This is a genomic window from Nonomuraea sp. NPDC050328 (genome assembly GCF_044459405.1).
In the GTDB taxonomy this organism is placed as follows: Bacteria; Actinomycetota; Actinomycetes; order Streptosporangiales; family Streptosporangiaceae; genus Nonomuraea.
The window spans coordinates 695,365-714,425 of sequence record NZ_JBITIW010000001.1; the positions used below are offsets into that span (position 1 = coordinate 695,365).

The window sequence follows — 19,061 nt, forward strand, 5'->3', positions numbered from 1 at the left end:
TTCCCAATGCAGGGCAGTTCGCTCATCATGGTGGTCAAGTCCAGGTGGGAGAGCCCCTGCATCGTGCTGGAAGTCATCGGCGACCTGGATTCCTCTGGAGTCCCCCGGCTGCGCGCGGCGATCGATTCCGCCTGCGCGTCCGGAACTCCACCCCATCTCGTCCTCGACCTGACCGAGGTCCCGTTCTGCGACTCGACGGGGCTGGGGCTGCTCGTCTCCACCCTCAAGCGGGTACGGCAGGCGCGCGGCCGCCTGGTCCTGGTCCTCGGCCCCGGCATGATCGCCCGGTTGCTGACGATCACCAACCTCGACGGGCACTTCGAGACGACCGATTCGCTGCCCGACGCACTGCTGGCCGCGGCCTGACCGGCTTGTCTATGATCGTGGCGAGAATCCCGGCTCCGGAGGCTCGCCACCTTGTTCGAGCAGTTCCCCGAGCCTGCCCGATCCCAACTGGTCGCCGCGGGCGAGGAGGGCAGGACGCGACCCGAGTGGTGTTTCGCCCGTGGCCCCGTGCGGGTGGCCTTCTGGGCACCGTACCGCGGCGCGGACCCGGTCGTGACCTGGCACTTCGAGCCCGGCCCCGACCCGCGTGCGGGCTCAGCGCTGCTGCGTGAGGCGGTCGGCTCGCTGGGCGTGCCGAAGATGATCCACGACATCGCGCTCAAGCCCGGCCTCACCCCGGTCCTGGACCGCTCCACCGAGCACGCCGCGGTGCTCGGCGCCGGCTTCGAGCTGGAGGTCGAGCGGCACCGGCTGGAGTGGCAGGCCGGGGCCGACCTGCCCGCCGATCCCGGGCGGCTGACCTACGTCCCCGCGCTCGACCTGGGCGAGCAGGCCGTGCTCGACCTGCTGGTGCGCATCTCGCGCGGCTCGCTCGACCACGACACCCGCGTCGAGCTGGCCACCAGCGGCGCGGAACACGAGGCCCGGGTCATGTACGCCGACCTCGTCCACCGCCGCGCCAAGCCGAGCTGGTTCGCCGTCGGCCTGCTCGGCGGCGAGCCGGTCGGCCTGGTGGTGCCGGACGACCACTCCATCGCCTACATCGGCGTCGTCCCCGAGCACCGCGGGCACGGCTTCGTCGACGACCTGCTCGCGTACGGCACGCGCACCCTGGCCGAGGCCGGACTGGAGCGCATCGTCGCCGCCACCGACGTGGCGAACACACCGACCGCCGCGGCGTTCCGGCGCGCTGGCTACGCTGAGGTCGGCCGCCTGTTCCGCTACTACTGGAGGGGCCGATGAGGCTCGGTGTGATGTTCGACCGCGGGCTGCCGCCCGAGGAGCTCGTGCCCTTCGCCCGGGCCCTGGACACCATGGCCGGGATCGAGGACCTCTGGGTCGTGGAGGACCTCGGCTGGACCGGCGGGCTCACCTCGGCCGCCACCGCGCTCGCGGTCACCTCCCGGTTGCGGGTCGCGGTCGGCATCACGCCCGCGCCGCTGCGGAACCCGGCGCTGCTGGCGATGGAGCTGGGCAACCTCGCCCGCCTGCACCCCGGGCGCTTCGTCGCGGGCATCGGGCACGGCGTGCGGGAGTGGATGCGGCAGGCCGGCGTGGCGCCTCGATCGCCGCTGTCGCTGCTGGAGGAGACCCTGGTCTCGGTGTCCGCGCTGCTGAGCGGCGAGCAGGTGAGCCTGGACGGCCGGGAGGTCCGGCTGGACGGGGTGCGGCTCGTGCACCCGCCCCAGGTGCCGCCGCCGCTCATGACCGGCGCGATCGGGCCCAAGTCGCTGGCGTTGTCGGGGCGGCTGGCCCAGGGCACCATCGTGCCCGAGGGGTACGGGCCGGAGCGGGTGCGGGCGGCCCTGGAGGCCATCGCGCCCACCGGGCCGCACGAGCTGGTGGTGCTCACCTACCTGTGCTCGGGCGAGCTGCCCGAGCCTCTGGCGGCGGAGATGGCCGGGTTCCTTCAGGTGCCCGCGTCGGAGGTCGCCTCACTCTCCGGCACGCCCGACGAGGCCGTCGCGCGGCTCCGCGCGTTGTGGGAGGCCGGGGCGGACACGGTCGTCCTGCGGCCCACCGGCCCGGAGCCGCTCCGCCTGGTGGTCGACCTGCTGGGCGCGCTGTAGCGCTTACCGCTCGGGCGGGTCGGCGGGCGTCGTGGCCTTGGAGCGGGTACGGCGGGCCGCACGGATCAGGCCGCGGGCCGCGGCGATGGCGGCCGAACCGACCGCGCCGACCAGCGGTTCCCGCTCCTCCTGCGCGCTGGGCCCGGTGTCGGGTTCCGCCGGATCCACGCACCCGGCCCGGCAGGCTTCGAGCTGCGCCGCGAAGGCCAGACCGAGGAAGAGCGCGATCGAGCTCAGGAACGCCCAGAGCAGCAGCGCCATGATCGCCGTCAGCGGCCCGTAGGTGCTGCCGAAGGTGCCGCTGCTGCCGGTGTAGAGGGAGAACCCGAAGGTGAACACCGTCCACAACGCCAGGGTGACCAGCGCGCCGAAGGCCAGCCAGGTGTGCCCGGGCTGCCGCCGCCGGGGCGCGGCGCGGAACAGCACCGAGGCCGAGGCGAGCGCCAGCAGGAAGCCCACCGGCCAGCGCACCACGTCGAACCCGAACCGCAGCCCCGGCCCCCACCCGTACACCTCGGCCAGCGCCCCGCCGATCGCGCCGCCGCCGACCATCGCGGTGAAGCCCGCGACCATGAGCGCGCCCGCCGTCGAGGCGAGCACGACCGCTCTGCCGTACTTGCGGTGGAAAGGACGGTCGCGTTCCATGCCGTAGATCCGGTTCGCGCCGCGCTCGACCTGGGCCATGGTGCTGGTGAGCGAGACGAGGGCGGTGACGAGGCCGAGCACCAGCGCGACGACGTCCCGCCGCCTGGCGCCGCCGCCGAGCACGTCCATGACCGCCGCGCCGCCCTCGCCGGGCGCCAGGCGGGCCAGCGCGAGCTCCAGCACCTGGCCGAGATGCTCCTGGTGGGTGACCGAGCTGAGGCCGACCAGGGCGATCGCGCCGGGGATGATCGACAGGCAGAGCTGGAACGCGAGCGCTCGCGAGTGGCTCATGCCGTCGCCGTAGCGGAAACGGACGAAGGAGTCGTGGGCCAGGTGGCGGAAGCCGTACTGGCGCAGCGTGGTCCACGCGTCGTCGGCGGACAGCTCCATCGTGCGCGTCTGCGGCACCAGTGTCGCGGATCCCATTATCTAATGATTTCAGGAATGCTGGCCGAATAGAGCAGGTCACGCAGGTCGGGCTCCGTTTCGCGGTCGGCCCGCCACACCAGCCTCATCCAGCACTCCTGCAGTTCCTCGGCGAGCGGCACCCGCACCAGCGTGCCCGCATCGAGCTCGGCCGCCAGCGTGAAGTCCGGCAGCAGCACCGCTCCGATGCCCTGCGCTGCCCAGCTCCGCGCCACGAAAACGCTCGACACCCGGGCCAGGTCGTCGTGCGGGGCGAGATACCGCTCGGTCAGCACGTGGAAGGAGCACGCCTTCGGGCCCAGGATCATCCGGTGCCCGCGCAGCTCCGCGCGCGTCACCGGCCCGCGTCCCGCGAGCGGGTGATCCCCCCGTACGGCCAGCGTCGGGACCACCGGTTCGAGGTCCACGTACGCCAGCTCGGGCGGCAGCGCCGCCACCCGCGAGTCGAGCGTCAGCCCCGCGTCCAGCTCGCCGCCGCGCACGCGCTCCATCAGGTCGGTGTGGTTGTCGGCGCGGTCCACCCGCACGTCGAGGTCGGGCCGCGTCTCGCCCAGCCGGCGCAGCAGGCTCGGCAGGCGGGTGGCGATCATCGTCTCCATCGCGCCGAAGCGCAGCGTCCTGGGCAGCCCGGCCACCTCCCGGCGGGCCCGTTCCACCTCGTCCAGCAGGCGTGGCGCGCGTGAGCTCAGCCGCTCGCCCGCCTCGGTCAGGTCCATGCCGCCGTGCCGCCGCACGAACAGCGCCACGCCCAGGTCGGCTTCGAGCACCCTGATCTGCTGCGACACCGACGACGGCGCCAGGTCCAGCGCGGTCGCGGCGTCGGTGACCGTACGGTGCTCGACGACGGCCAGGAAGGTTCGGAGCTGTCGCATCTCCACGATTCGGATTAACCGCACGAAGGGTGCGGTTCTTCCGGTGGAGCGGTGGGGGTGGCCGCTTCGATGCTGGGGCCATGCTCGACACCCGTACTACTCCGTCGGCCGGTCTGCGGCTCCTGGGCCTCTCCACCGGCTTTTTCATGGTCCTGCTCGACAGCAGCATCCTGAACGTCGCCCTGCCCGACATCTCCGCCTCCCTCGGCGGGACCCTCACCGGGCAGCAATGGACGGTCAGCGCCTACGTGATCGCCTTCGGCGCGCTCCTGCTCTCCAGCGGCGCGCTGGCCGACCGCTTCGGCGCCGGGCGGGTCTTCCGCCTGGGCCTCATCGCCTTCGCCGCCGCCTCTTTGCTCTGCGCGCTCGCGCCCAGTCTGCCGTTGCTCGTGCTCTTCCGTGCCTTCCAGGGAGCCGCCGCGGCGGCCATCCCCGCCAGCACCCTGTCCCTGCTCGGCGCCCTCTACCCCGCCCCCGCCGCCCGCGCTCGCGCCGTCGGCACCTGGGCCGTCCTCACCGGCCTCGGCTTCGCCGCCGGGCCGCTCGTCGGGGGTCTGCTGGTGGACCTGGGCGGCTGGCGGACCATCTTCCTGGTCAACCTCCCCCTGGCCCTCCTCGGCCTGGCCCTCACCGCGACTTTCCGAAACGCCGCCACCCCCTCTCCCACCTTTCCCGCCGCCGCTTCGAGCGTCCCCCCTCTTGGGCCCGCCGAGCGACCCGCCGCCCCCTCCTTGCCCACCACACCACTGGACTGGCGCAGTCAGACCGCCGCCGTCGTCACGCTGGGCCTGCTCACCGCGGCCGTGCTGGAGCGCAGCGCACTCCTCGGCCTGCTCACCCTCCTCGCCCTCCCGATCCTCCTCCTCACCGAGCGCCGCAGCCCCGCCCCCGCCTTTCCCCCGCGCCTCCTCCAGATCCGCCGCCTCCGCCGCGTGACCCTGCTCGGCACCGCCCAGCAGTTCGTCATGGCCTCCGTCCTGTTCACCCTCGGCCTGTACTTCCTCCAGGCCCGGCACCTGACCCCCGGTCAGACCGGCCTGGCCCTCCTCCCGTACACCATCGGCCCCGCCACCATCGGCCCGCTGGTCGGCCGCCTGGTCGCCGCCCGAGGCCCCGAACTCCCCACCCGGCTCGGCCTGACCCTCGGCGCCACCGGAACCGCCCTCACCGCCCTGGCCATCCTCACCGGCGCACCCCTCGCCCTCCTCATGACCGGCCTCCTGATCGCCGGCCTGGGCACCCCGCTCACCCTCGTCCCCCTCACCGCCATGACCGTCGCCGCCGCTCCCCCGGGCACGGGCGGCGTCGCCGGCGGCCTGTTCAACGCCTTCCGCCAGGTCGGCGCCGCCCTCGGCGTGGCCGGACTCGGCGGCCTCGTCGCCCTCTTCGACCCTGTCGAGGGCACCGCCACCGCCCTCGCCCTGGGCGCCGCCGTACTCGCCGGCGCCGCCGTCCTCCGCCCCTAACCCTCCCGAGCCGTCGTGTGCACGTACCCCACCACCGCGGCCAGCAGGAGCACCCCCCACAGCAGGAAGACCGGGTACGTCCCCGCGAACCCCCAGTTCCCGTCCAGGACCTCCTCCCCTCCCCCAGGCGCGCAGGTACGGCTGACGCCGAACGCCAGGCAGCCGGTCATCATCGCCCCGTACTGCGCCACCAGCAGCCCCACCACGGTCGCCGGCACGACCGCGACCCACCTAGGCACTCTCCGCCCCCCGATCACCCGCCCCCACCGACTGACCAGCCCCAGCGTCAACCCCGCCCCCGCCACGGGCCCGGCCACCAACACCCCCCAGAACACCGGCGAACCCCCCAGCTCCCCGATCCCGGCCCCGCCCGCCACCCCGAACGGCACCCCCAGCCCCCACAGCAGATGCGGCACCGAGAACCCGGCCACCGGCACCGCCGCCGCCCCCCACGTCACCGCCCTGACCCACCGGCTGGGCCGAACGCCCGGTTGTGCACCCCGCCCCGCCTGCCTTCGTGCACTCCACCCCGCCAGCACCCCACCCAGCACCAGCCCGACCCCACCCAGCACGAGCTGCCACCCGGGCGTCGGATCGTCCGTCTTCCCGAACACCAGCCGCATGACCACGTTCCCCGGCGCCACCACCGCCAGCCCGGCCGCCCCCACCCACCCGGCCGCCAGGATCAGACGCCTCGCAGAAGCTCTCATGACCGCCACGCTAGGCAGCCCGCCCTGCCACCGATTCCCTCCAAGGAGGGAACCCCCTCCCTCCTCCGGGGGACCACTTCCGAGGCGCGCGAAGATTTCTGCAACAACGACAGCGGCTGAGACGTCCTTGGGTGGTGGAGTTCGAAGAGTTCGTCCGCGCCAGAAGCCATGCGTTGCTGCGCTACGGCCTGGTGCTGACCGGCAGCGCTGACGACGCCGCCGATCTGGTGCAGGAGGCGTTGCTCAAACTGAGCTCCTCCTGGCGCCGGGTGCGCAACAAGGACGATCCCGAGGGGTACGTCCGGACGGTCATGGCCCGGCAACACGTGAGCTGGTGGCGGCGGCGACGGCGTGAACAGCTCACCGCCGAAGTGCCGTCACCGGTGCACCAGGACGAACACGAGCTGGACGACATCTGGCAGCGGCTACGGGCGCTGCCGCCCAAGCAGCGCGCGGTGCTGGTGCTGCGCTACTACGACGACCTCACCGACGCGGAGATCGCCTCGCGGCTGGGCATCTCGCAGGCCACCGTACGCAGCCAGGCCTCTCGTGCGCTGGCCACCCTTCGCATCCGCGCACAAGCCCTCACCGGGAGGCGGCGATGACGACCGAGGAGAAGCTGGCCCAGGCGCTGCGCACGATCGCCGATCGAGCCGAGAACCGGGACGTGCTGCCCGGCGTGCTGGCGAAACGGCGGCTTCGGGCCCGCAGACGGGCGACCGGGGCGTTGGCCGGGATCGTCGCGGTGGCCATGGCCTGGGGAGTGCTCGCCTTGCGGCCGCGCTCCCCTGTGGTCACGGGACCTCCCCCGCCTGATGCGGGGTCGATCGAGCGGGTCTGGCCCCAGGCGGTCTTCACCATGCCCAAGGGCCCGAGGGTCCTGGCGGCGATCAACGCCACAGAGGTGCTGATCTGGAACGAACGAGGAACCCTGGAGGTGTACGACGCCGTGACCAGGCGGTCGCGAATCGTCGCCACCCTCGCCGAGGCCCCGCAGTACCGCACGGTCGATGGTGACCGGGTGCTGTGGCTCGCCGACGGCCACGCTTGGGTCGCTCCCCTGCGAGGCGGTGGCAAGCCCACGAAGGTGGGGCCGATCACCGGGGAGAACGTCGATCGGATCGCCCTCGCAGGCGAGCACGTCATCTGGTCGTCGCCTCTGAACGGCGTCTGGCGGATGAGCGTCAAGGGCGGACGGCCTGAGCGAGTGGCCAGGTCCAAGGGCCTCCAGCTCGTGGAGTGGCCCTGGGCGACCGACGAGCCGCTCGACGTGCGGACGAATCCGACGCGGGTCGTGAACCTGGTGACGGGACAGCGCATCAAGATCCGTCCTGTGCGGGGAGTCGAGAGGTTGCGCTGCGGGCCGGCGTGGTGCGTCGGCTCTCGCGGACAGGACACCGTCGTCCAGCGCACCGACGGGTCCTGGAGCCGCGTGCACCGGGGAGGTATGCCCGATCACCCCTACCGGGGCCGGCTCTTCCTCGGTTCCGGAGAGATCTACGACGCATCCACCGACACGACGGTGACCTTCAAGGGCGCGGAACGAGCCGGCGGAGGCAGGCACTGGTACGGCGGCACCGGGGTCCTCTTCTGGCCCCGGGGCGATGCACTCGTGGTGATCAACCTGGCCGCGATCCCCTAACGGACCCGCTGCGCCCGGACCGCTGTCGAAGAGATGGCCGCGAGTTCAGGTCGGGCCGGCAGGAACAGGGTCGTGATGCCCAGTGCCTCGTTCATCGTGGCCAGCTGGGCTTCGCGCTCCCCTTCGAAGGCGTTTCGTACGCCTCGGATGATCACGTCGGCGGCGTGGGCGCGGCAGTAGTCCACGGTCAACCCGCTCCAGGCGGCGACCGACACGTTTTCCCACTCCGTCGGGAGGCTCGCCTGGATGTCCCGGGCGCGTTCCGCGCCGGCCTTGGTGGGGCGCTTGGCGTCGTTGACGGCGACCAGCACCGTCACGTGGGCGAACAACCGGCGCGCTCGCTCCACGATGTCCCGATGGCCTTCGGTGAAGGGGTCGAAGGTTCCGGGGTAGACGGCGCGGGGGCCGTCGGCAGGCTGGGGGAGCATCGCCACATGCTATGTGCTGCCCTGTCGTTGATCGGCTGCGCCGTACGCTTCGGCGCACGACCGGCGGGCGCTGGGCGCTGAGGGCTTCCACGCCGTCGAGGAGCCGCTGCAGGCCGAACTCGCGGCTGCTGTCCAGTGGCGTCGCCGGACGAGGCGAGGGCGGCGCGCAACGCCGGAACACGGTCGGCGGCGTGGTCGGGCAGCAGCCTGAGGACAGGGCTGGGCTGCCGCCCGGCGTCCATGGCTGGGTGCCGGCCGCCGCGACGGAGCGGGTGTTGCGGACGTGGCCGCTGAGCAGGAGGACCGCGTCCATCTGCTCGCCTCCGCTCAGGCCGCTCCCGGCGAGGACGGCGACCGCGGCCTCCGTCCAGCCGATCTCCTTCGGGCCCATGACGCGCTCGCCGACGGTGGCGTCGGGCAAAGCCGAGCTCGGCGGCGACCCGTTGCATGGACAGTGCGGCGAGCCCCTCGGCGTCGGCGAGGTCCATGGTGGCCTTGGCGATGTGCGCGAGGGTGAACGCGGGCTTGGGCGCCCGGTTCGGCGGCTGTCGCACGCCCCAGAGCAGCTCCACGGTGCTGTCCGAATCGACCCTCCATAAGCCGGACGCTTGCTGCATACAGAGCGTCCGACGGAAACTGATTCTTCGCTCGTCGCCAGCGACAAGGGGGCACCATGCCTGAGAACACCGGCCAGCAGCGCAAGGTCATCGCGGACGCCGTCGTCTCGATGGACGGCTACACCAGCACCGGCCCCGAGGACGACATGAGCTGGGCGATGGAGCACATCACCAGCGAGCAGAGCGAGATCATGTACGAGGGGATCTGGCGCGGGGTGAGCACGGCGGTCGTCGGCCGGGTCAACTGGGAGGGCTTCACGTCCGTGTGGCCCGGCCTGACCAGCGACCCGGCCAGCTCGCCCAGGACCCGGGACCTGGGGAACTGGCTGGCCACGGTCGAGAAGGTGGTCATCTCCACGACCCTGGAGCAGAGCGACCTGGACAAGACGGAGTGGACCAACGCCCGGGTCTCCCGCGACCTCGAAGCCGAGGTGCGCTCGCTCAAGGCCGCGCCGGGGCGGGACATCCTCGTGATCAACAGCGCCAGCATCATCAAGGCACTGCTCAAGGCCGACCTGATCGACGAGCTCTGGATGACCGTGGTCCCGGCGACCCTGGGTGGTGGGGTACGGCTGCTGCCCGACGGTCTGGCCTCGACATGGCGGCTCTCGCACGCCACCACCATTCCGGCCACGGGTGCTGTCGCCCTCTGCTATCGCCGCCCTTGATCCACCGCCTCAGGTGTGGCCCAGAGTCCGCGCGGCGTCGGCGACCAGGGCTTCCAGGTAGTCGCGGGCGCTCCGGGGCGTGGTCAGCGGCGCCGCCTGGCCGGACCACAGGTTGACGAGGTCGGGCAGGCCCCGCTCGGCGGCCGCCCGGCGGATCGGCAGCATGAGCGCGTTCTGGATGGGATACGGGGGCACCGCGTCCTCGTACGGGCGCAGCTCGCGTACGAAACGGTTGGGGATGCCGCGAGCGAGCCTTCCGGAGAAGAGCCTGGTGAGCACGGTCGTCCGGGCGTCGGGCCCATGGAGCGCCCGCTTGTGGACCGCACTGGCGCCCGACTCGTCCGTCGCGAGGAAGCCGGTGCCGATCTGCACTCCGTCCGCGCCGAGGACGAGGGCGGCGGCCACGCCCCGGCCGTCGGCGATGCCGCCCGCCGCGATGACGGGTATCGTCACCGCGTCGGCCACCTGGGGCACCAGCGAGAAGGTTCCCACCAGCGACTCGTCGACGAGCCGGAGGAACGCCCCCCGGTGGCCGCCCGCGTCGCTGCCGGACGCCACGACGGCGTCCATGCCGGCCGCCTCCACCGCCACGGCCTCGTCCACCGTCGTCGCGGTGCCGATGGTGCGGATGCCGCGCCGCCCGGCCTCGGCGAGCACCTCCGGGGAGGGGATGCCCATGACGAAGCTGATCACGGGGGGAGCCGCCTCGACGAGGGCCTCCACCTGCTCGGCGAACGACGGCGACGGGGGCAGGACCGGTCCGGGCGCGGGGACACCGAGCTCCTCGTAGTAGGGGCGGAGCCGGTCGATGTGGGCGGCGAGCTCGGCGGGTTCGGTCTCCCCCGCCTGCGGCACCCACAGGTTGACCGCGAAGGGCCGGTCCGTGGCCGCCTTCAGCTCCGCGACGAGCTTGGTGATCTGCTCGGGTTCGAGGATGTGCGCGCCGAAGGAGCCGAGGCCGCCGGCCTCCGACACCGCGGCGGCCAGCCGTACGGTGGACAGCCCTCCCCCGAAGGGACCTTGCACGATGGGGTGTTCCAGGCCGAACAGCGCCTCGACCCGTCCTCGCGTGATCATCGCGTGTCCCCTCAGCCGGCTGCGACGCCGGTGAACGCCCGGCGCCCGTGCGCCAGTTGCGTGGCGGTCAGGGCCACTCTGCGGCCGAGATTCTCGGCGGTCATCAGATCCGACGTCAGGGGCGCCTCCTCGGGGCCGAGGTCGGACGGGGACTGCGCCATGGCGCCGAGGAAGCCGCCCAGCCTGTTCAGGTCGTCGACGCTTCCGGTCGAGGTGTAGAGCCAGCCGGGCGGCAGGCCCAGGTTCACCCAGTGCATGCCGTGCTGGGCGGCGAACAGGGCGATCGACGTCAATGTGTTGAGCTTGTCGCCGTTCAGGCCCGCGGAGTTGGTGAAGCCGGCCGCGACCTTGTCGCGCCAGCCGAGCGTGGCCCAAACGGAGCTGCTGGCCTCGGCGAACGTCTGGAACGCGCTCGACTGGCTGCCCATGTAGGTCGGTGAGCCGAAGACGATCGCGTCCGCCCGGCCGAGGGCGGCCCACAGCTCGTCGTCCAGGACGGTCACATCGCGCAGATCGGCCTGGGCCCCTGGCACGGAGGACACGCCGGCCGCGACCGCCCGTGCTTGGCGGGCCGTGTGGCCGTGGCCGCTGTGGAAGGCGATGACGACGGTGATGGGTTCTGACATGGACGGTCCCTTTCTCGGATCTCGATGGAGGCGACACTAGACGACCGGTCAACTAATCTGCAAGTCATAGTTGACCGGCCGTATACTCGCCGCATGGGACGATCCAGCACCGCGCACGAGCGACTCCTCGACGCCGCCTGCCAGCTGATGCGGCGACGCGGGTACGCCAGCGTCGGGGTCGCGGAGATCTGCGCCCTGGCCGACGTGCGGAAAGGCAGCTTCTACCACTTCTTCGAGTCCAAGCAGGCGCTCACCCTCGCGGTGATCGACAGCCACTGGGCCGGGCAGCGGATGGAGTGGGTGGCGACCTTGTCGCAGCCCGGCAGCCCCCTCGACCGCCTCGAACAGCTCTTCCGTGCCACCCGGACCACTCAGGAGGCCCTGCGCGAGACCGCCGGAGCGGTCAGCGGCTGCCTGCTCGCCAACCTGGCGCTGGAGCTGAGCGGCCAGGAAGCCGCGGTCCAGGCCCGCCTTCGGGAGGTCTTCGAGGACGAGATCGGGCTCATCCTGTCGGTGCTGGAAGAGGCTGCCGCTGCCGGGGACATCCCGGCGGCCAGCGCCGGCCGCGGCACGGCCCGGGCCATGGTGGCGCAGATGGAAGGCATGATCCTGTTCGCCAAGCTGAACGACGACCCTGCTTTGCTCGACGAGCTGTGGGCCCAGACGGCACGCCTCCTGGGCGCGAGAGACGCCGAAGCCTTGGAAGGTGCGGCCGGTCGCGCCTAGATGACCTAGGCGGAAGAGAGCCATCTCATGACGGAGTCGTGCCTTCCAGGCGAGCCCGGTACTCGATCAGGCCGGGCAGGTGTCGTTCGACCTCGGCCTCGTCCTCGAAGTCCCAATGCTCACCGTCACCGAAGCTGTTCCAGTCACTGACCACGCCGAGTTCAGCCGCACGAACGGTGAGCGCGTCCGGCATGGAATCGATGCCGGAAGCGGAGACCACGTCATAGGCCTTTTGAGCGACGTATCCGAAGCGCTCGAACTCTTGGGTCCGACAGTCCTCGTCGGTGAGGGAGTGGAGGACCTGTGGCAACTCCGCGATGCGGTCAGGCGACTCGGCTGCGAACTCGAAGGCGTCACGGCCCAGGCTGATGAGCCACCGCACGAAGTAGAGGAATCCGTCGCCTGACCCGAACCCGTACAGGTGCCAGTACATCCCGTACATGTCCCACACGTGGATACGCCGTTCAGCTAGGTTCATCCACACCTGGTAGTCGAGGATCTCCTCCACCGGCAGGGTACGCAGGTGAGCATCCAGCCACGCCAGACGCTCGGCCCTGGAGCCGCTCTCCCTGTCGGACCGCTCGACCAGGTCCCAGAAGCCGTCGATGTCCATGACGTGCCATGGTCCCAGCCACGGGGCAGCCGCACCACAGGCCGGGGTCCGGGGCGGCAGCCCCGGCTGGGGGTGCGGGGGGGCTCGGCCCCCCGCTAAGACGAGCCCCCCGCACGCGCGAAGCGCGCCCCGGCGAAGGCCCGAGCAGTCAGCTACTTGAGGAGCTGCCGAGCCATGACCATCCGCTGGATCTGGTTCGTCCCCTCATAGATCTGCGTGATCTTCGCATCCCGCATCATCCGCTCGACCGGGAACTCCCGCGTATACCCATACCCACCCAGCAACTGCACCGCGTCCACCGTGATCTCCATGGCCGCGTCGGAAGCCGCGCACTTGGCCGCGCTGGACAGGAAGGTGAGGTCCTTCTGCGGCTGCCCGTGCATGGCGAGCTCGGACTTGACCGCGGCGTGGTAGGTGAGCTGCCGGGCGGCCTCCAGCTTCATCGCCATGTCGGCGATCATGAACTGCAGCCCCTGGAAGTCGGCGATCGGCTTGCCGAACTGCTTGCGCTCCTTGGCGTACCCGATCGCGTAGTCCAGGGCGCCCTGGGCGATGCCGAGGGCCTGGGCGGCGATGGTGACCCGGGTGTGGTCGAGGGTGGCCAGCGCGGTCTTGAAGCCGGTGCCGGGCTCGCCGATCATGCGGGAGGCGGGGATGCGGACGTCCTCCAGGATGACCTGGCGCGTCGGGGAGCCCTTGATGCCGAGCTTCTTCTCCTTCGGCCCGAAGGAGACGCCTTCGTCGTCCTTCTCCACGACAAAGGCGGAGATGCCGCGGGCGCCTTCGCCGGGGGCGGTGACCGCCATGACGGTGTAGTACTCGGAGACGCCCGCGTTGGTGATCCACATCTTGGTGCCGTTGAGCACGTAGTGGTCGCCGTCGAGCACCGCGCGGGTCTTCATGGCGGCGGCGTCGGAGCCGGCTTCGGCCTCGGAGAGCGCGTAGGAGAACATCGCCTCGCCGCGCGCGACCGGTGGCAGGTAGCGCTGCTTGAGCTCATCGGAGGCCGACAGCAGCAGCGGAACCGTGCCGAGCTTGTTGACCGCCGGGATCAGCGAGGAGGTGGCGCAGGCGCGGGCGACCTCCTCGATGACGATCACCGCTGCCAGCGCGTCCGCGCCCGCCCCGCCGTACTCCTCGGGCACGTGCACCGCGTGCAGGTCCGCCGCGACGAGGGCCTTGTAGACGTCCCAGGGGAACTCGGCCGTCTCGTCGGTCTCGGCGGCGCGGGGCGCGATCTTCTCGTCCGCGATCGCCCGGACGGTCTCGCGCAGCATCTCGTGCTCTTCGGTGGGCGCGTAGAAAGACATGGCACAAATACTAGGACGTCCGAGCATCTTGTTACTAGCCGGTACGGTTTGCCGGAGTAAGGAGGTGGCACAGAGGTAGTAGCGGGGGGCCGGTAACATGCGTCCCGATGAAGGGAGCCTCCACGTGCCAAATCGCCTGACGGTGATCGGAACCGGTTATCTAGGGATCACCCACGCGGCGTGCATGGCTGATCTCGGCTTCGAGGTTCTCGGCCTCGACATCGACGCCGACAAGATCCGCCGGCTGCAGAACGGCGAACTGCCCATCCACGAAGAGGGCCTGGAGGAGCTGCTCCGGCGCGGCCTGGCTTCCGGCCGCCTGCGGTTCACCACCTCCTACGAAGAGGTGGCCGCCTTCGGCGACGTCCACTTCCTGTGCCTCGGCACGCCGCAGAAGAAGGGCGAGTACGCCGCCGACGTCTCCCAGCTCGACAGCGCCATCGAGGCGCTCGCGCCGCATCTGACGCGCGACTGCCTGGTCGTCGGCAAGTCCACCGTCCCCGTCGGCACCGCCGACCGGCTCGCCGAGCGCCTGCAGCGCCTCGCCCCGGCCGGTGCGGGCGCCGAGCTCGCCTGGAACCCCGAGTTCCTGCGTGAGGGCTTCGCCGTCCAGGACACCCTCAAGCCCGACCGCATCGTCATCGGCGTGCGCTCGGCGCAGGCCGAGGAGAAGTTGCGCGAGGTCTACGCGCCGCTCGGCGAGATCCCGATCGTCGTCACCGACTTCGCCACCGCCGAGCTGGTCAAGACCGCCGCCAACGCCTTCCTCGCCACCAAGATCTCCTTCATCAACGCCATGGCCGAGGTCTGCGAGGCCGCGCACGCCGACGTCAAGCAGCTCGCCGAGGCCCTGTCCTACGACGACCGCATCGGCGGACGCTACCTCAACGCCGGTCTCGGCTTCGGCGGCGGCTGCCTGCCCAAGGACATCCGCGCCTTCATGGCCCGCGCCGGCGAGCTCGGCGCCGACCAGGCCCTCACCTTCCTGCGGGAGGTGGACGCGATCAACCTGCGCCGCCGCGCGCGCATGGTCGATCTCGCCCGTGAGCTGGCCGGCGGCTCCTTCCACGGCTGCACCGTCGGCGTCCTCGGCGCCGCCTTCAAGCCCAACTCCGACGACATCCGCGACTCCCCCGCGCTCGACGTCGCCGTCACCATCGGGCAGCTCGGCGGGCTCGTGTCCGTCTACGACCCGATCGCGCTCGACAACGCGCGCAAGGCGCACCCCGAGCTCAGCTACGCCACCTCCGCCGTCGAGGCCGTCCGTGGCGCGAACGTCGTGCTGCTGCTCACCGAGTGGGCCGAGTTCCTCGCGCTCGACCCCGGCGAGCTGGGGTCCGTCGTCGCCACCCGCAAGATCGTCGACGGGCGCAACGCCCTCGACCCGACCGTCTGGCGCGCCGCCGGCTGGCACTACCGCGCCCTCGGCCGCCCCTGACCCGCCCGTGCCGGGCTGACCCATTCCAAGTCCCGGTACGGCAAGCATGGGTCAGACCCAGTCGCCGCACGTGGCCGGGCCCTGTCCAGGGAGACGGCCAGGAGGTGTGCGTGGCCGGCCGCCGTGACGGCCGGCCGCACACCCCTCAGGCACTGGTGAGGATGACCAGCCGCTGGGTGGCGCGCGTCATGGCGACGTAGCGGTCCACCGCGCCCTCGATGCCGTCGCCGAAGCGTTCCGGGTCGACCAGCACGACCAGGTCGAACTCGAGCCCCTTGGCCAGTTCCGGCGTCAGTGACCGCACCCGGGCGCTCTCCGCGAAGCCCGGGGCTCCGATGACGCATGCCGTACCCTCGGCGTGGTCGGCGAGCCAGCCGTCCAGGACGGCGGCGAGCTCCGAGACGGAGCCACGGACGACGGGGACGCCGCTGCTGCGGATGGAGGTCGGCACGTTGGCGTCGGGCAGCGCGGCCCGGATGACCGGCTCGGCCTCCGCCATGATCTCCTCGGGCGTGCGGTAGTTGATGCTGAGCGAGGCCAGGGTGACCCGGTCGAGCCCGATCCGCTCCAGCCGTTCCTGCCACGTCTCGGTGAACCCGTGCCGGGCCTGGGCGCGGTCGCCCACGATGGTGAAGCTGCGTGACGGGCAGCGCAGCAGCAACATCTGCCATTCGGCGTCGGTGAGCTCCTGCGCCTCGTCCACCACGATGTGCGCGAACGGCCCGGCCAGCACGTCCGGGTCGACGGTGGGCAGCTCGGACTCGTCGATGAGGTTGCGCTGGAGGTCGGCCCGGCCGAGCTGGGTCACCAGGCCCTCGCCGTCGTCGTCGGCCTCGATGAGGTGCTCGACGACCTGGGCCATGCGCTCGCGCTGGACCGCCAGCGCGGCCTCCTGCCTGCGCTTGCGCCGGGAGGTCTCGGGGTCGCCGAGACGCTGCCGGGCGGCGTCGAGCAGCGGCAGGTCCGAGACCGTCCAGGCGTTGGGGTCCTCGCGCTGCAGCCGCCGGATCTCCTCGACGCTGAGCCACGGCGCGCACATCCGCAGGTAGGCCGGAACCGACCACAGGTCGCCGACCAGGTCGTTCGCCTCGATCAGCGGCCAAGCGCGGTTGAAAGTGGTGAGCAGCTCCCGGTTCTGCAGCAGCGACTTGCGCAGCAGTTGGGGGGCGACGTCGCCGTCATGCTTGTCGGCCAGGATGGTGATCAGGGCGGCCCAGATCTGGTCGCGCGCGTCGTTGTGCGGGGTGCCCGGGTCGGGCGCGTCGAACGCCTCGGCCCAGTCCTCGGGGCTGAGCCAGATGTCCTCCCAGTGGGTGGTGATCGACATGCCCTTGTCCGGCGCGTTCTCGTAGAACTTGACCGCCGGCTCGATGGCCTTGACCAGGTCCGCGCTGGCCTTCAGCCGGGCCACCTCCGGGTCGCTCTCGATCTTCGCCTCCGCACCTTCCGGGACCAGGTCGCGCAGCGTGCAGAGCTGCACGCCCTCCTCGCCCAGGCTGGGCAGGACGTCGGCGACGTAGGCCAGGTACGGCTGGTGCGGGCCGACGAACAGCACGCCGCCACGGTGGTGCCCGAGGCGCGGGTCGGAGTAGACGAGGTAGGCGGACCGGTGCAGGGCGACGACCGTCTTGCCGGTGCCTGGGCCGCCGTCCACCACCAGCGCGCCGCGCGAACCGGCCCGGATGATGGCGTCCTGGTCGGCCTGGATGGTGCCGAGCACGTCCCGCATCCGCGGCGAGCGGTTGGCGCCCAGGCTGGCGATGAAGGCGGACTGGTCGTCGAGCGCGGCGGCGTGCCCCTCGAACCCGTCGGCGGTGAACACCTCGTCCCAGTAGTCGCTCACCCGGCCCCGCGTCCAGCGGTAGCGGCGGCGGTTGGCCAGGCCCATCGGGTTGCCGTGGGTGGCGCCGAAGAACGGCTCCGCCGCGGGCGAGCGCCAGTCGAGCAGCAGCCGCCGGCCGTCCTTGTCGGTGAGGCCGAGGCGGCCTATGTACACCGGCTCGGGGTCGTCCTCGGCGACCATGTGCCCCAGGCACAGGTCCAGCCCGAACCGCCGCAGCGCCCGAAGGCGCCCGCTCAGCCGGTGGATCTCCAGGTCCCGTTCGAGCGCCTCGCGGCCCTTGCGGCCCGGCGCCAGACGTTCGGCGTCCAGCCGCGCGGACAGCTCGGCGATCGACTGCTCCAGGCTCGCCGCGATGGCGGCGAAGTGCGCCTCGTCCCCGGCGATCAAGGCCGGGTCGGCCTTGGCCGCCAGGTGCTCGGGAAGGTCGAACGCGCTGGTGGACAGCGGGGTCACTACATCGGCTCCGATCTGCGTAGCTCTTTCGGCATTGTTCTGGTGGCGGCTCACGCGGACGGCATCTCCCAGGTGGCGGGGTCCAGCAGCAGCTTCGCCGCCACCTCGGCCCCGTCGGCGCGGATGCGACCGGCGACGGCCGCCGCGCGGTCACGGACCTCGTCGCTCAGCGCCACCCTCAGCCCGGCCGACAGCGACTCGACCGTCGGGACCGGCCCGTCGTGCGCCGCCCCGATCCCGAGCTCGGCCACCCGCCCGGCCCAGTACGGCTGGTCGGCGCCCTGCGGCACGACCACCTGCGGCGCGCCCGCCCGCGCGGCCGTGGTCGTCGTCCCCGCCCCGCCGTGGTGCACGACCGCCGCCACCCGCCGGAACAGCTCCTGATGGTTGGCTTCGTGTACGGCGAGGCAGTCGTCCTGGTCGTCGACCAGCGCCAGATCGGCCCACCCGCGCCCGATCAGCACCCGCCGCCCCTGGGCGCGCACCGCCTCGATCGCCACCTCGGCCGCGTCCGCCGCCTTCCGCATCGGCATGCTCCCGAACCCGACGTACACCGGTGGGGCGCCCGCCGCCAGGAACTCCGTCACCTCGGGCGGGAGCGGCCGTTCGTCCGCCGAGATCCACGCGCCCGTCTGCACGACCTGGAGCGTCCCCCGCCAGGGGTCCAGCACCGGATCCGTCGCCAGCCACGGCCGCTTCCCGATCACGTAGTCGCGCACGTGCCGGACCGGCGCCATCCCGGCGGCCACCCGGCTGCTGTTGAGCGCGTCCCCGAACAACGCGTCGATGCTCTGCGCGTCCAGCTCCCACAGCTCGGCGTTGTCGGTCACCTCCGGCGGGAACGGCCGTCCCAGGTACGCCAGCGGCGCATGGGTCGGCGAGGGCAGCGTGACCTGCTGGAACGTCACCGACACCGACGGCACCCCCAACCGCTCGGCCACCGACCGCGCACCGGCCGCCGCCGGCATCATCCCGGTCGCCATCAGCACGTCCGCCCCTTCGGTGGCCTCCGTGACCGCCTCGAACTGGCTCGCGATCACCTCCGCCGCGCGCCGTGGCAGATCGGCGGGCGCCGGCGGCTGCTTCGCCGTCGTCAGCGCCTTGGCCGACGGGCCGACCGGCACCAGCGGCACCCCTACCCCGTCCAGCCGCGCCGTGAAGTCCTCGTCCGGCGGCGCGCACACCCGCACCTCCGCACCGGCCTCCCGTAGCTTGACCGCCAGCCCGACCAGCGGCTCCACGTCACCGCGTGACCCGTACGTCGACAACACCACTCGCACTTGCTCGTCCCCCGTTTTCGCAGCTTCTGGCCTCGGCGGACGATTCTGCGCCATGACCGGGGGCTTGTGGCAAGCCCCCTGGTGCGCTATACGTTGAGAGTGGAAAGGAGTGACGCCTCCTCTTTTCCCTCGGGCAGCCACACCCC

General features: G+C 71.9%; 19 protein-coding genes. 9 read left to right on the forward strand and 10 right to left on the reverse strand.

Going from position 1 to position 19,061, the window contains the following annotated elements; all coding sequences use genetic code 11:
* The first annotated feature begins 6 nt into the window (after positions 1 to 6).
* From ACIBG7_RS03110 to ACIBG7_RS03120, 3 genes are read left to right on the forward strand one after another with little or no spacing between them, the layout of a single operon-like run.
* Positions 7 to 366 (forward strand): STAS domain-containing protein, encoded by a 360-nt coding sequence (locus ACIBG7_RS03110; RefSeq protein WP_357916640.1) that lies wholly within the window; start codon positions 7 to 9, stop codon positions 364 to 366.
* A gap of 51 nt (positions 367 to 417) precedes the next feature.
* The gene (locus ACIBG7_RS03115) at positions 418 to 1,248 is read left to right on the forward strand and encodes a GNAT family N-acetyltransferase (RefSeq protein WP_357916637.1); all 831 of its coding nucleotides are present in this window, start codon (positions 418 to 420) and stop codon (positions 1,246 to 1,248) included.
* The gene (locus ACIBG7_RS03120) at positions 1,245 to 2,075 is read left to right on the forward strand and encodes an LLM class flavin-dependent oxidoreductase (RefSeq protein ID WP_397334996.1); all 831 of its coding nucleotides are present in this window, start codon (positions 1,245 to 1,247) and stop codon (positions 2,073 to 2,075) included. The genes ACIBG7_RS03115 and ACIBG7_RS03120 overlap by 4 nt, the downstream gene beginning before the upstream one ends.
* Before the next feature lie 3 nt (positions 2,076 to 2,078).
* Here ACIBG7_RS03120 and ACIBG7_RS03125 read toward each other — a convergent pair whose 3' ends face one another.
* Entirely contained in the window at positions 2,079 to 3,146 is a 1,068-nt protein-coding gene (locus ACIBG7_RS03125; RefSeq protein ID WP_397334998.1) for a YihY/virulence factor BrkB family protein, read from the reverse strand.
* Complete coding sequence (locus tag ACIBG7_RS03130; protein ID WP_357916631.1) at positions 3,146 to 4,018, reverse strand: LysR family transcriptional regulator; 873 nt, start codon at positions 4,016 to 4,018, stop codon at positions 3,146 to 3,148. The genes ACIBG7_RS03125 and ACIBG7_RS03130 overlap by 1 nt, the downstream gene beginning before the upstream one ends.
* An 80-nt stretch (positions 4,019 to 4,098) precedes the next feature.
* On the opposite strand from ACIBG7_RS03130, the gene ACIBG7_RS03135 reads away from it, so the two are divergent.
* The gene (locus ACIBG7_RS03135; protein ID WP_397335000.1) at positions 4,099 to 5,484 is read left to right on the forward strand and encodes an MFS transporter; all 1,386 of its coding nucleotides are present in this window, start codon (positions 4,099 to 4,101) and stop codon (positions 5,482 to 5,484) included.
* Here the strand turns inward: ACIBG7_RS03135 and ACIBG7_RS03140 are convergent.
* On the reverse strand, positions 5,481 to 6,194 hold the full coding sequence (locus ACIBG7_RS03140; protein ID WP_397335001.1) for a hypothetical protein: 714 nt from the start codon (positions 6,192 to 6,194) through the stop codon (positions 5,481 to 5,483). The genes ACIBG7_RS03135 and ACIBG7_RS03140 overlap by 4 nt on opposite strands.
* A 134-nt stretch (positions 6,195 to 6,328) precedes the next feature.
* Here ACIBG7_RS03140 and ACIBG7_RS03145 point away from each other — a divergent pair, with 134 nt between their 5' ends.
* A complete protein-coding gene (locus ACIBG7_RS03145; protein ID WP_397335002.1) occupies positions 6,329 to 6,799 on the forward strand; it encodes a SigE family RNA polymerase sigma factor in 471 nt (156 codons plus the stop codon).
* Positions 6,796 to 7,836, forward strand: coding sequence for a hypothetical protein (locus tag ACIBG7_RS03150; RefSeq protein WP_397335003.1), 1,041 nt, complete (start codon positions 6,796 to 6,798; stop codon positions 7,834 to 7,836). Before ACIBG7_RS03145 ends, ACIBG7_RS03150 begins: the two co-directional genes overlap by 4 nt.
* On the opposite strand, the gene coaD is transcribed toward ACIBG7_RS03150, so the two are convergent.
* On the reverse strand, positions 7,833 to 8,264 hold the full coding sequence (gene coaD / locus ACIBG7_RS03155) for a pantetheine-phosphate adenylyltransferase (RefSeq protein ID WP_397335005.1): 432 nt from the start codon (positions 8,262 to 8,264) through the stop codon (positions 7,833 to 7,835). The genes ACIBG7_RS03150 and coaD overlap by 4 nt on opposite strands.
* 673 nt (positions 8,265 to 8,937) lie before the next feature.
* Here coaD and ACIBG7_RS03160 point away from each other — a divergent pair.
* On the forward strand, positions 8,938 to 9,549 hold the full coding sequence (locus tag ACIBG7_RS03160; RefSeq protein WP_357916616.1) for a dihydrofolate reductase family protein: 612 nt from the start codon (positions 8,938 to 8,940) through the stop codon (positions 9,547 to 9,549).
* 9 nt (positions 9,550 to 9,558) lie between these two features.
* On the opposite strand, the gene ACIBG7_RS03165 is transcribed toward ACIBG7_RS03160, so the two are convergent.
* Both ACIBG7_RS03165 and ACIBG7_RS03170 read right to left on the reverse strand, forming a co-directional pair.
* Positions 9,559 to 10,626, reverse strand: a complete 1,068-nt coding sequence (locus ACIBG7_RS03165) for an NAD(P)H-dependent flavin oxidoreductase (RefSeq protein WP_397335007.1) — start codon at positions 10,624 to 10,626, stop codon at positions 9,559 to 9,561.
* 11 nt (positions 10,627 to 10,637) lie between these two features.
* Positions 10,638 to 11,252: a flavodoxin family protein gene (locus tag ACIBG7_RS03170; RefSeq protein WP_397335008.1), complete on the reverse strand. Its 615-nt coding sequence runs from the start codon at positions 11,250 to 11,252 to the stop codon at positions 10,638 to 10,640.
* A gap of 93 nt (positions 11,253 to 11,345) precedes the next feature.
* Here ACIBG7_RS03170 and ACIBG7_RS03175 point away from each other — a divergent pair, with 93 nt between their 5' ends.
* A complete protein-coding gene (locus tag ACIBG7_RS03175) occupies positions 11,346 to 11,978 on the forward strand; it encodes a TetR/AcrR family transcriptional regulator (protein ID WP_397335009.1) in 633 nt (210 codons plus the stop codon).
* Between the two features lie 25 nt (positions 11,979 to 12,003).
* Here ACIBG7_RS03175 and ACIBG7_RS03180 read toward each other — a convergent pair whose 3' ends face one another.
* On the reverse strand, positions 12,004 to 12,591 hold the full coding sequence (locus tag ACIBG7_RS03180) for a DUF4240 domain-containing protein (protein ID WP_357916605.1): 588 nt from the start codon (positions 12,589 to 12,591) through the stop codon (positions 12,004 to 12,006).
* Between the two features lie 152 nt (positions 12,592 to 12,743).
* On the reverse strand, positions 12,744 to 13,901 hold the full coding sequence (locus ACIBG7_RS03185) for an acyl-CoA dehydrogenase family protein (protein ID WP_397335010.1): 1,158 nt from the start codon (positions 13,899 to 13,901) through the stop codon (positions 12,744 to 12,746).
* A gap of 97 nt (positions 13,902 to 13,998) precedes the next feature.
* Here ACIBG7_RS03185 and ACIBG7_RS03190 point away from each other — a divergent pair, with 97 nt between their 5' ends.
* Positions 13,999 to 15,339, forward strand: a complete 1,341-nt coding sequence (locus ACIBG7_RS03190) for a UDP-glucose/GDP-mannose dehydrogenase family protein (RefSeq protein ID WP_357916600.1) — start codon at positions 13,999 to 14,001, stop codon at positions 15,337 to 15,339.
* Between the two features lie 145 nt (positions 15,340 to 15,484).
* On the opposite strand, the gene helR is transcribed toward ACIBG7_RS03190, so the two are convergent.
* Together helR and ACIBG7_RS03200 are read right to left on the reverse strand one after the other, a co-directional pair.
* On the reverse strand, positions 15,485 to 17,635 hold the full coding sequence (gene helR / locus ACIBG7_RS03195; RefSeq protein WP_397335011.1) for an RNA polymerase recycling motor ATPase HelR: 2,151 nt from the start codon (positions 17,633 to 17,635) through the stop codon (positions 15,485 to 15,487).
* 50 nt (positions 17,636 to 17,685) lie between these two features.
* Positions 17,686 to 18,915 (reverse strand): glycosyltransferase, encoded by a 1,230-nt coding sequence (locus ACIBG7_RS03200; protein WP_397335012.1) that lies wholly within the window; start codon positions 18,913 to 18,915, stop codon positions 17,686 to 17,688.
* Positions 18,916 to 19,061 lie beyond the last annotated feature (146 nt).

Bases quoted from the DNA above. Each gene is read 5' to 3' on its own strand.
- ACIBG7_RS03110 (WP_357916640.1), top strand. From the start codon at position 7: ATGCAGGGCAGTTCGCTCATCATGGTGGTCAAGTCCAGGTGGGAGAGC.
- ACIBG7_RS03120 (WP_397334996.1), top strand. From the start codon at position 1,245: ATGAGGCTCGGTGTGATGTTCGACCGCGGGCTGCCGCCCGAGGAGCTC.
- ACIBG7_RS03125 (WP_397334998.1), bottom strand. From the start codon at position 3,146: ATGGGATCCGCGACACTGGTGCCGCAGACGCGCACGATGGAGCTGTCC.
- ACIBG7_RS03130 (WP_357916631.1), bottom strand. From the start codon at position 4,018: ATGCGACAGCTCCGAACCTTCCTGGCCGTCGTCGAGCACCGTACGGTC.
- ACIBG7_RS03135 (WP_397335000.1), top strand. From the start codon at position 4,099: ATGCTCGACACCCGTACTACTCCGTCGGCCGGTCTGCGGCTCCTGGGC.
- ACIBG7_RS03140 (WP_397335001.1), bottom strand. From the start codon at position 6,194: ATGAGAGCTTCTGCGAGGCGTCTGATCCTGGCGGCCGGGTGGGTGGGG.
- ACIBG7_RS03150 (WP_397335003.1), top strand. From the start codon at position 6,796: ATGACGACCGAGGAGAAGCTGGCCCAGGCGCTGCGCACGATCGCCGAT.
- coaD (WP_397335005.1), bottom strand. From the start codon at position 8,264: ATGCTCCCCCAGCCTGCCGACGGCCCCCGCGCCGTCTACCCCGGAACC.
- ACIBG7_RS03160 (WP_357916616.1), top strand. From the start codon at position 8,938: ATGCCTGAGAACACCGGCCAGCAGCGCAAGGTCATCGCGGACGCCGTC.
- ACIBG7_RS03165 (WP_397335007.1), bottom strand. From the start codon at position 10,626: ATGATCACGCGAGGACGGGTCGAGGCGCTGTTCGGCCTGGAACACCCC.
- ACIBG7_RS03170 (WP_397335008.1), bottom strand. From the start codon at position 11,252: ATGTCAGAACCCATCACCGTCGTCATCGCCTTCCACAGCGGCCACGGC.
- ACIBG7_RS03175 (WP_397335009.1), top strand. From the start codon at position 11,346: ATGGGACGATCCAGCACCGCGCACGAGCGACTCCTCGACGCCGCCTGC.
- ACIBG7_RS03180 (WP_357916605.1), bottom strand. From the start codon at position 12,591: ATGGACATCGACGGCTTCTGGGACCTGGTCGAGCGGTCCGACAGGGAG.
- ACIBG7_RS03185 (WP_397335010.1), bottom strand. From the start codon at position 13,901: ATGTCTTTCTACGCGCCCACCGAAGAGCACGAGATGCTGCGCGAGACC.
- ACIBG7_RS03190 (WP_357916600.1), top strand. From the start codon at position 13,999: ATGCGTCCCGATGAAGGGAGCCTCCACGTGCCAAATCGCCTGACGGTG.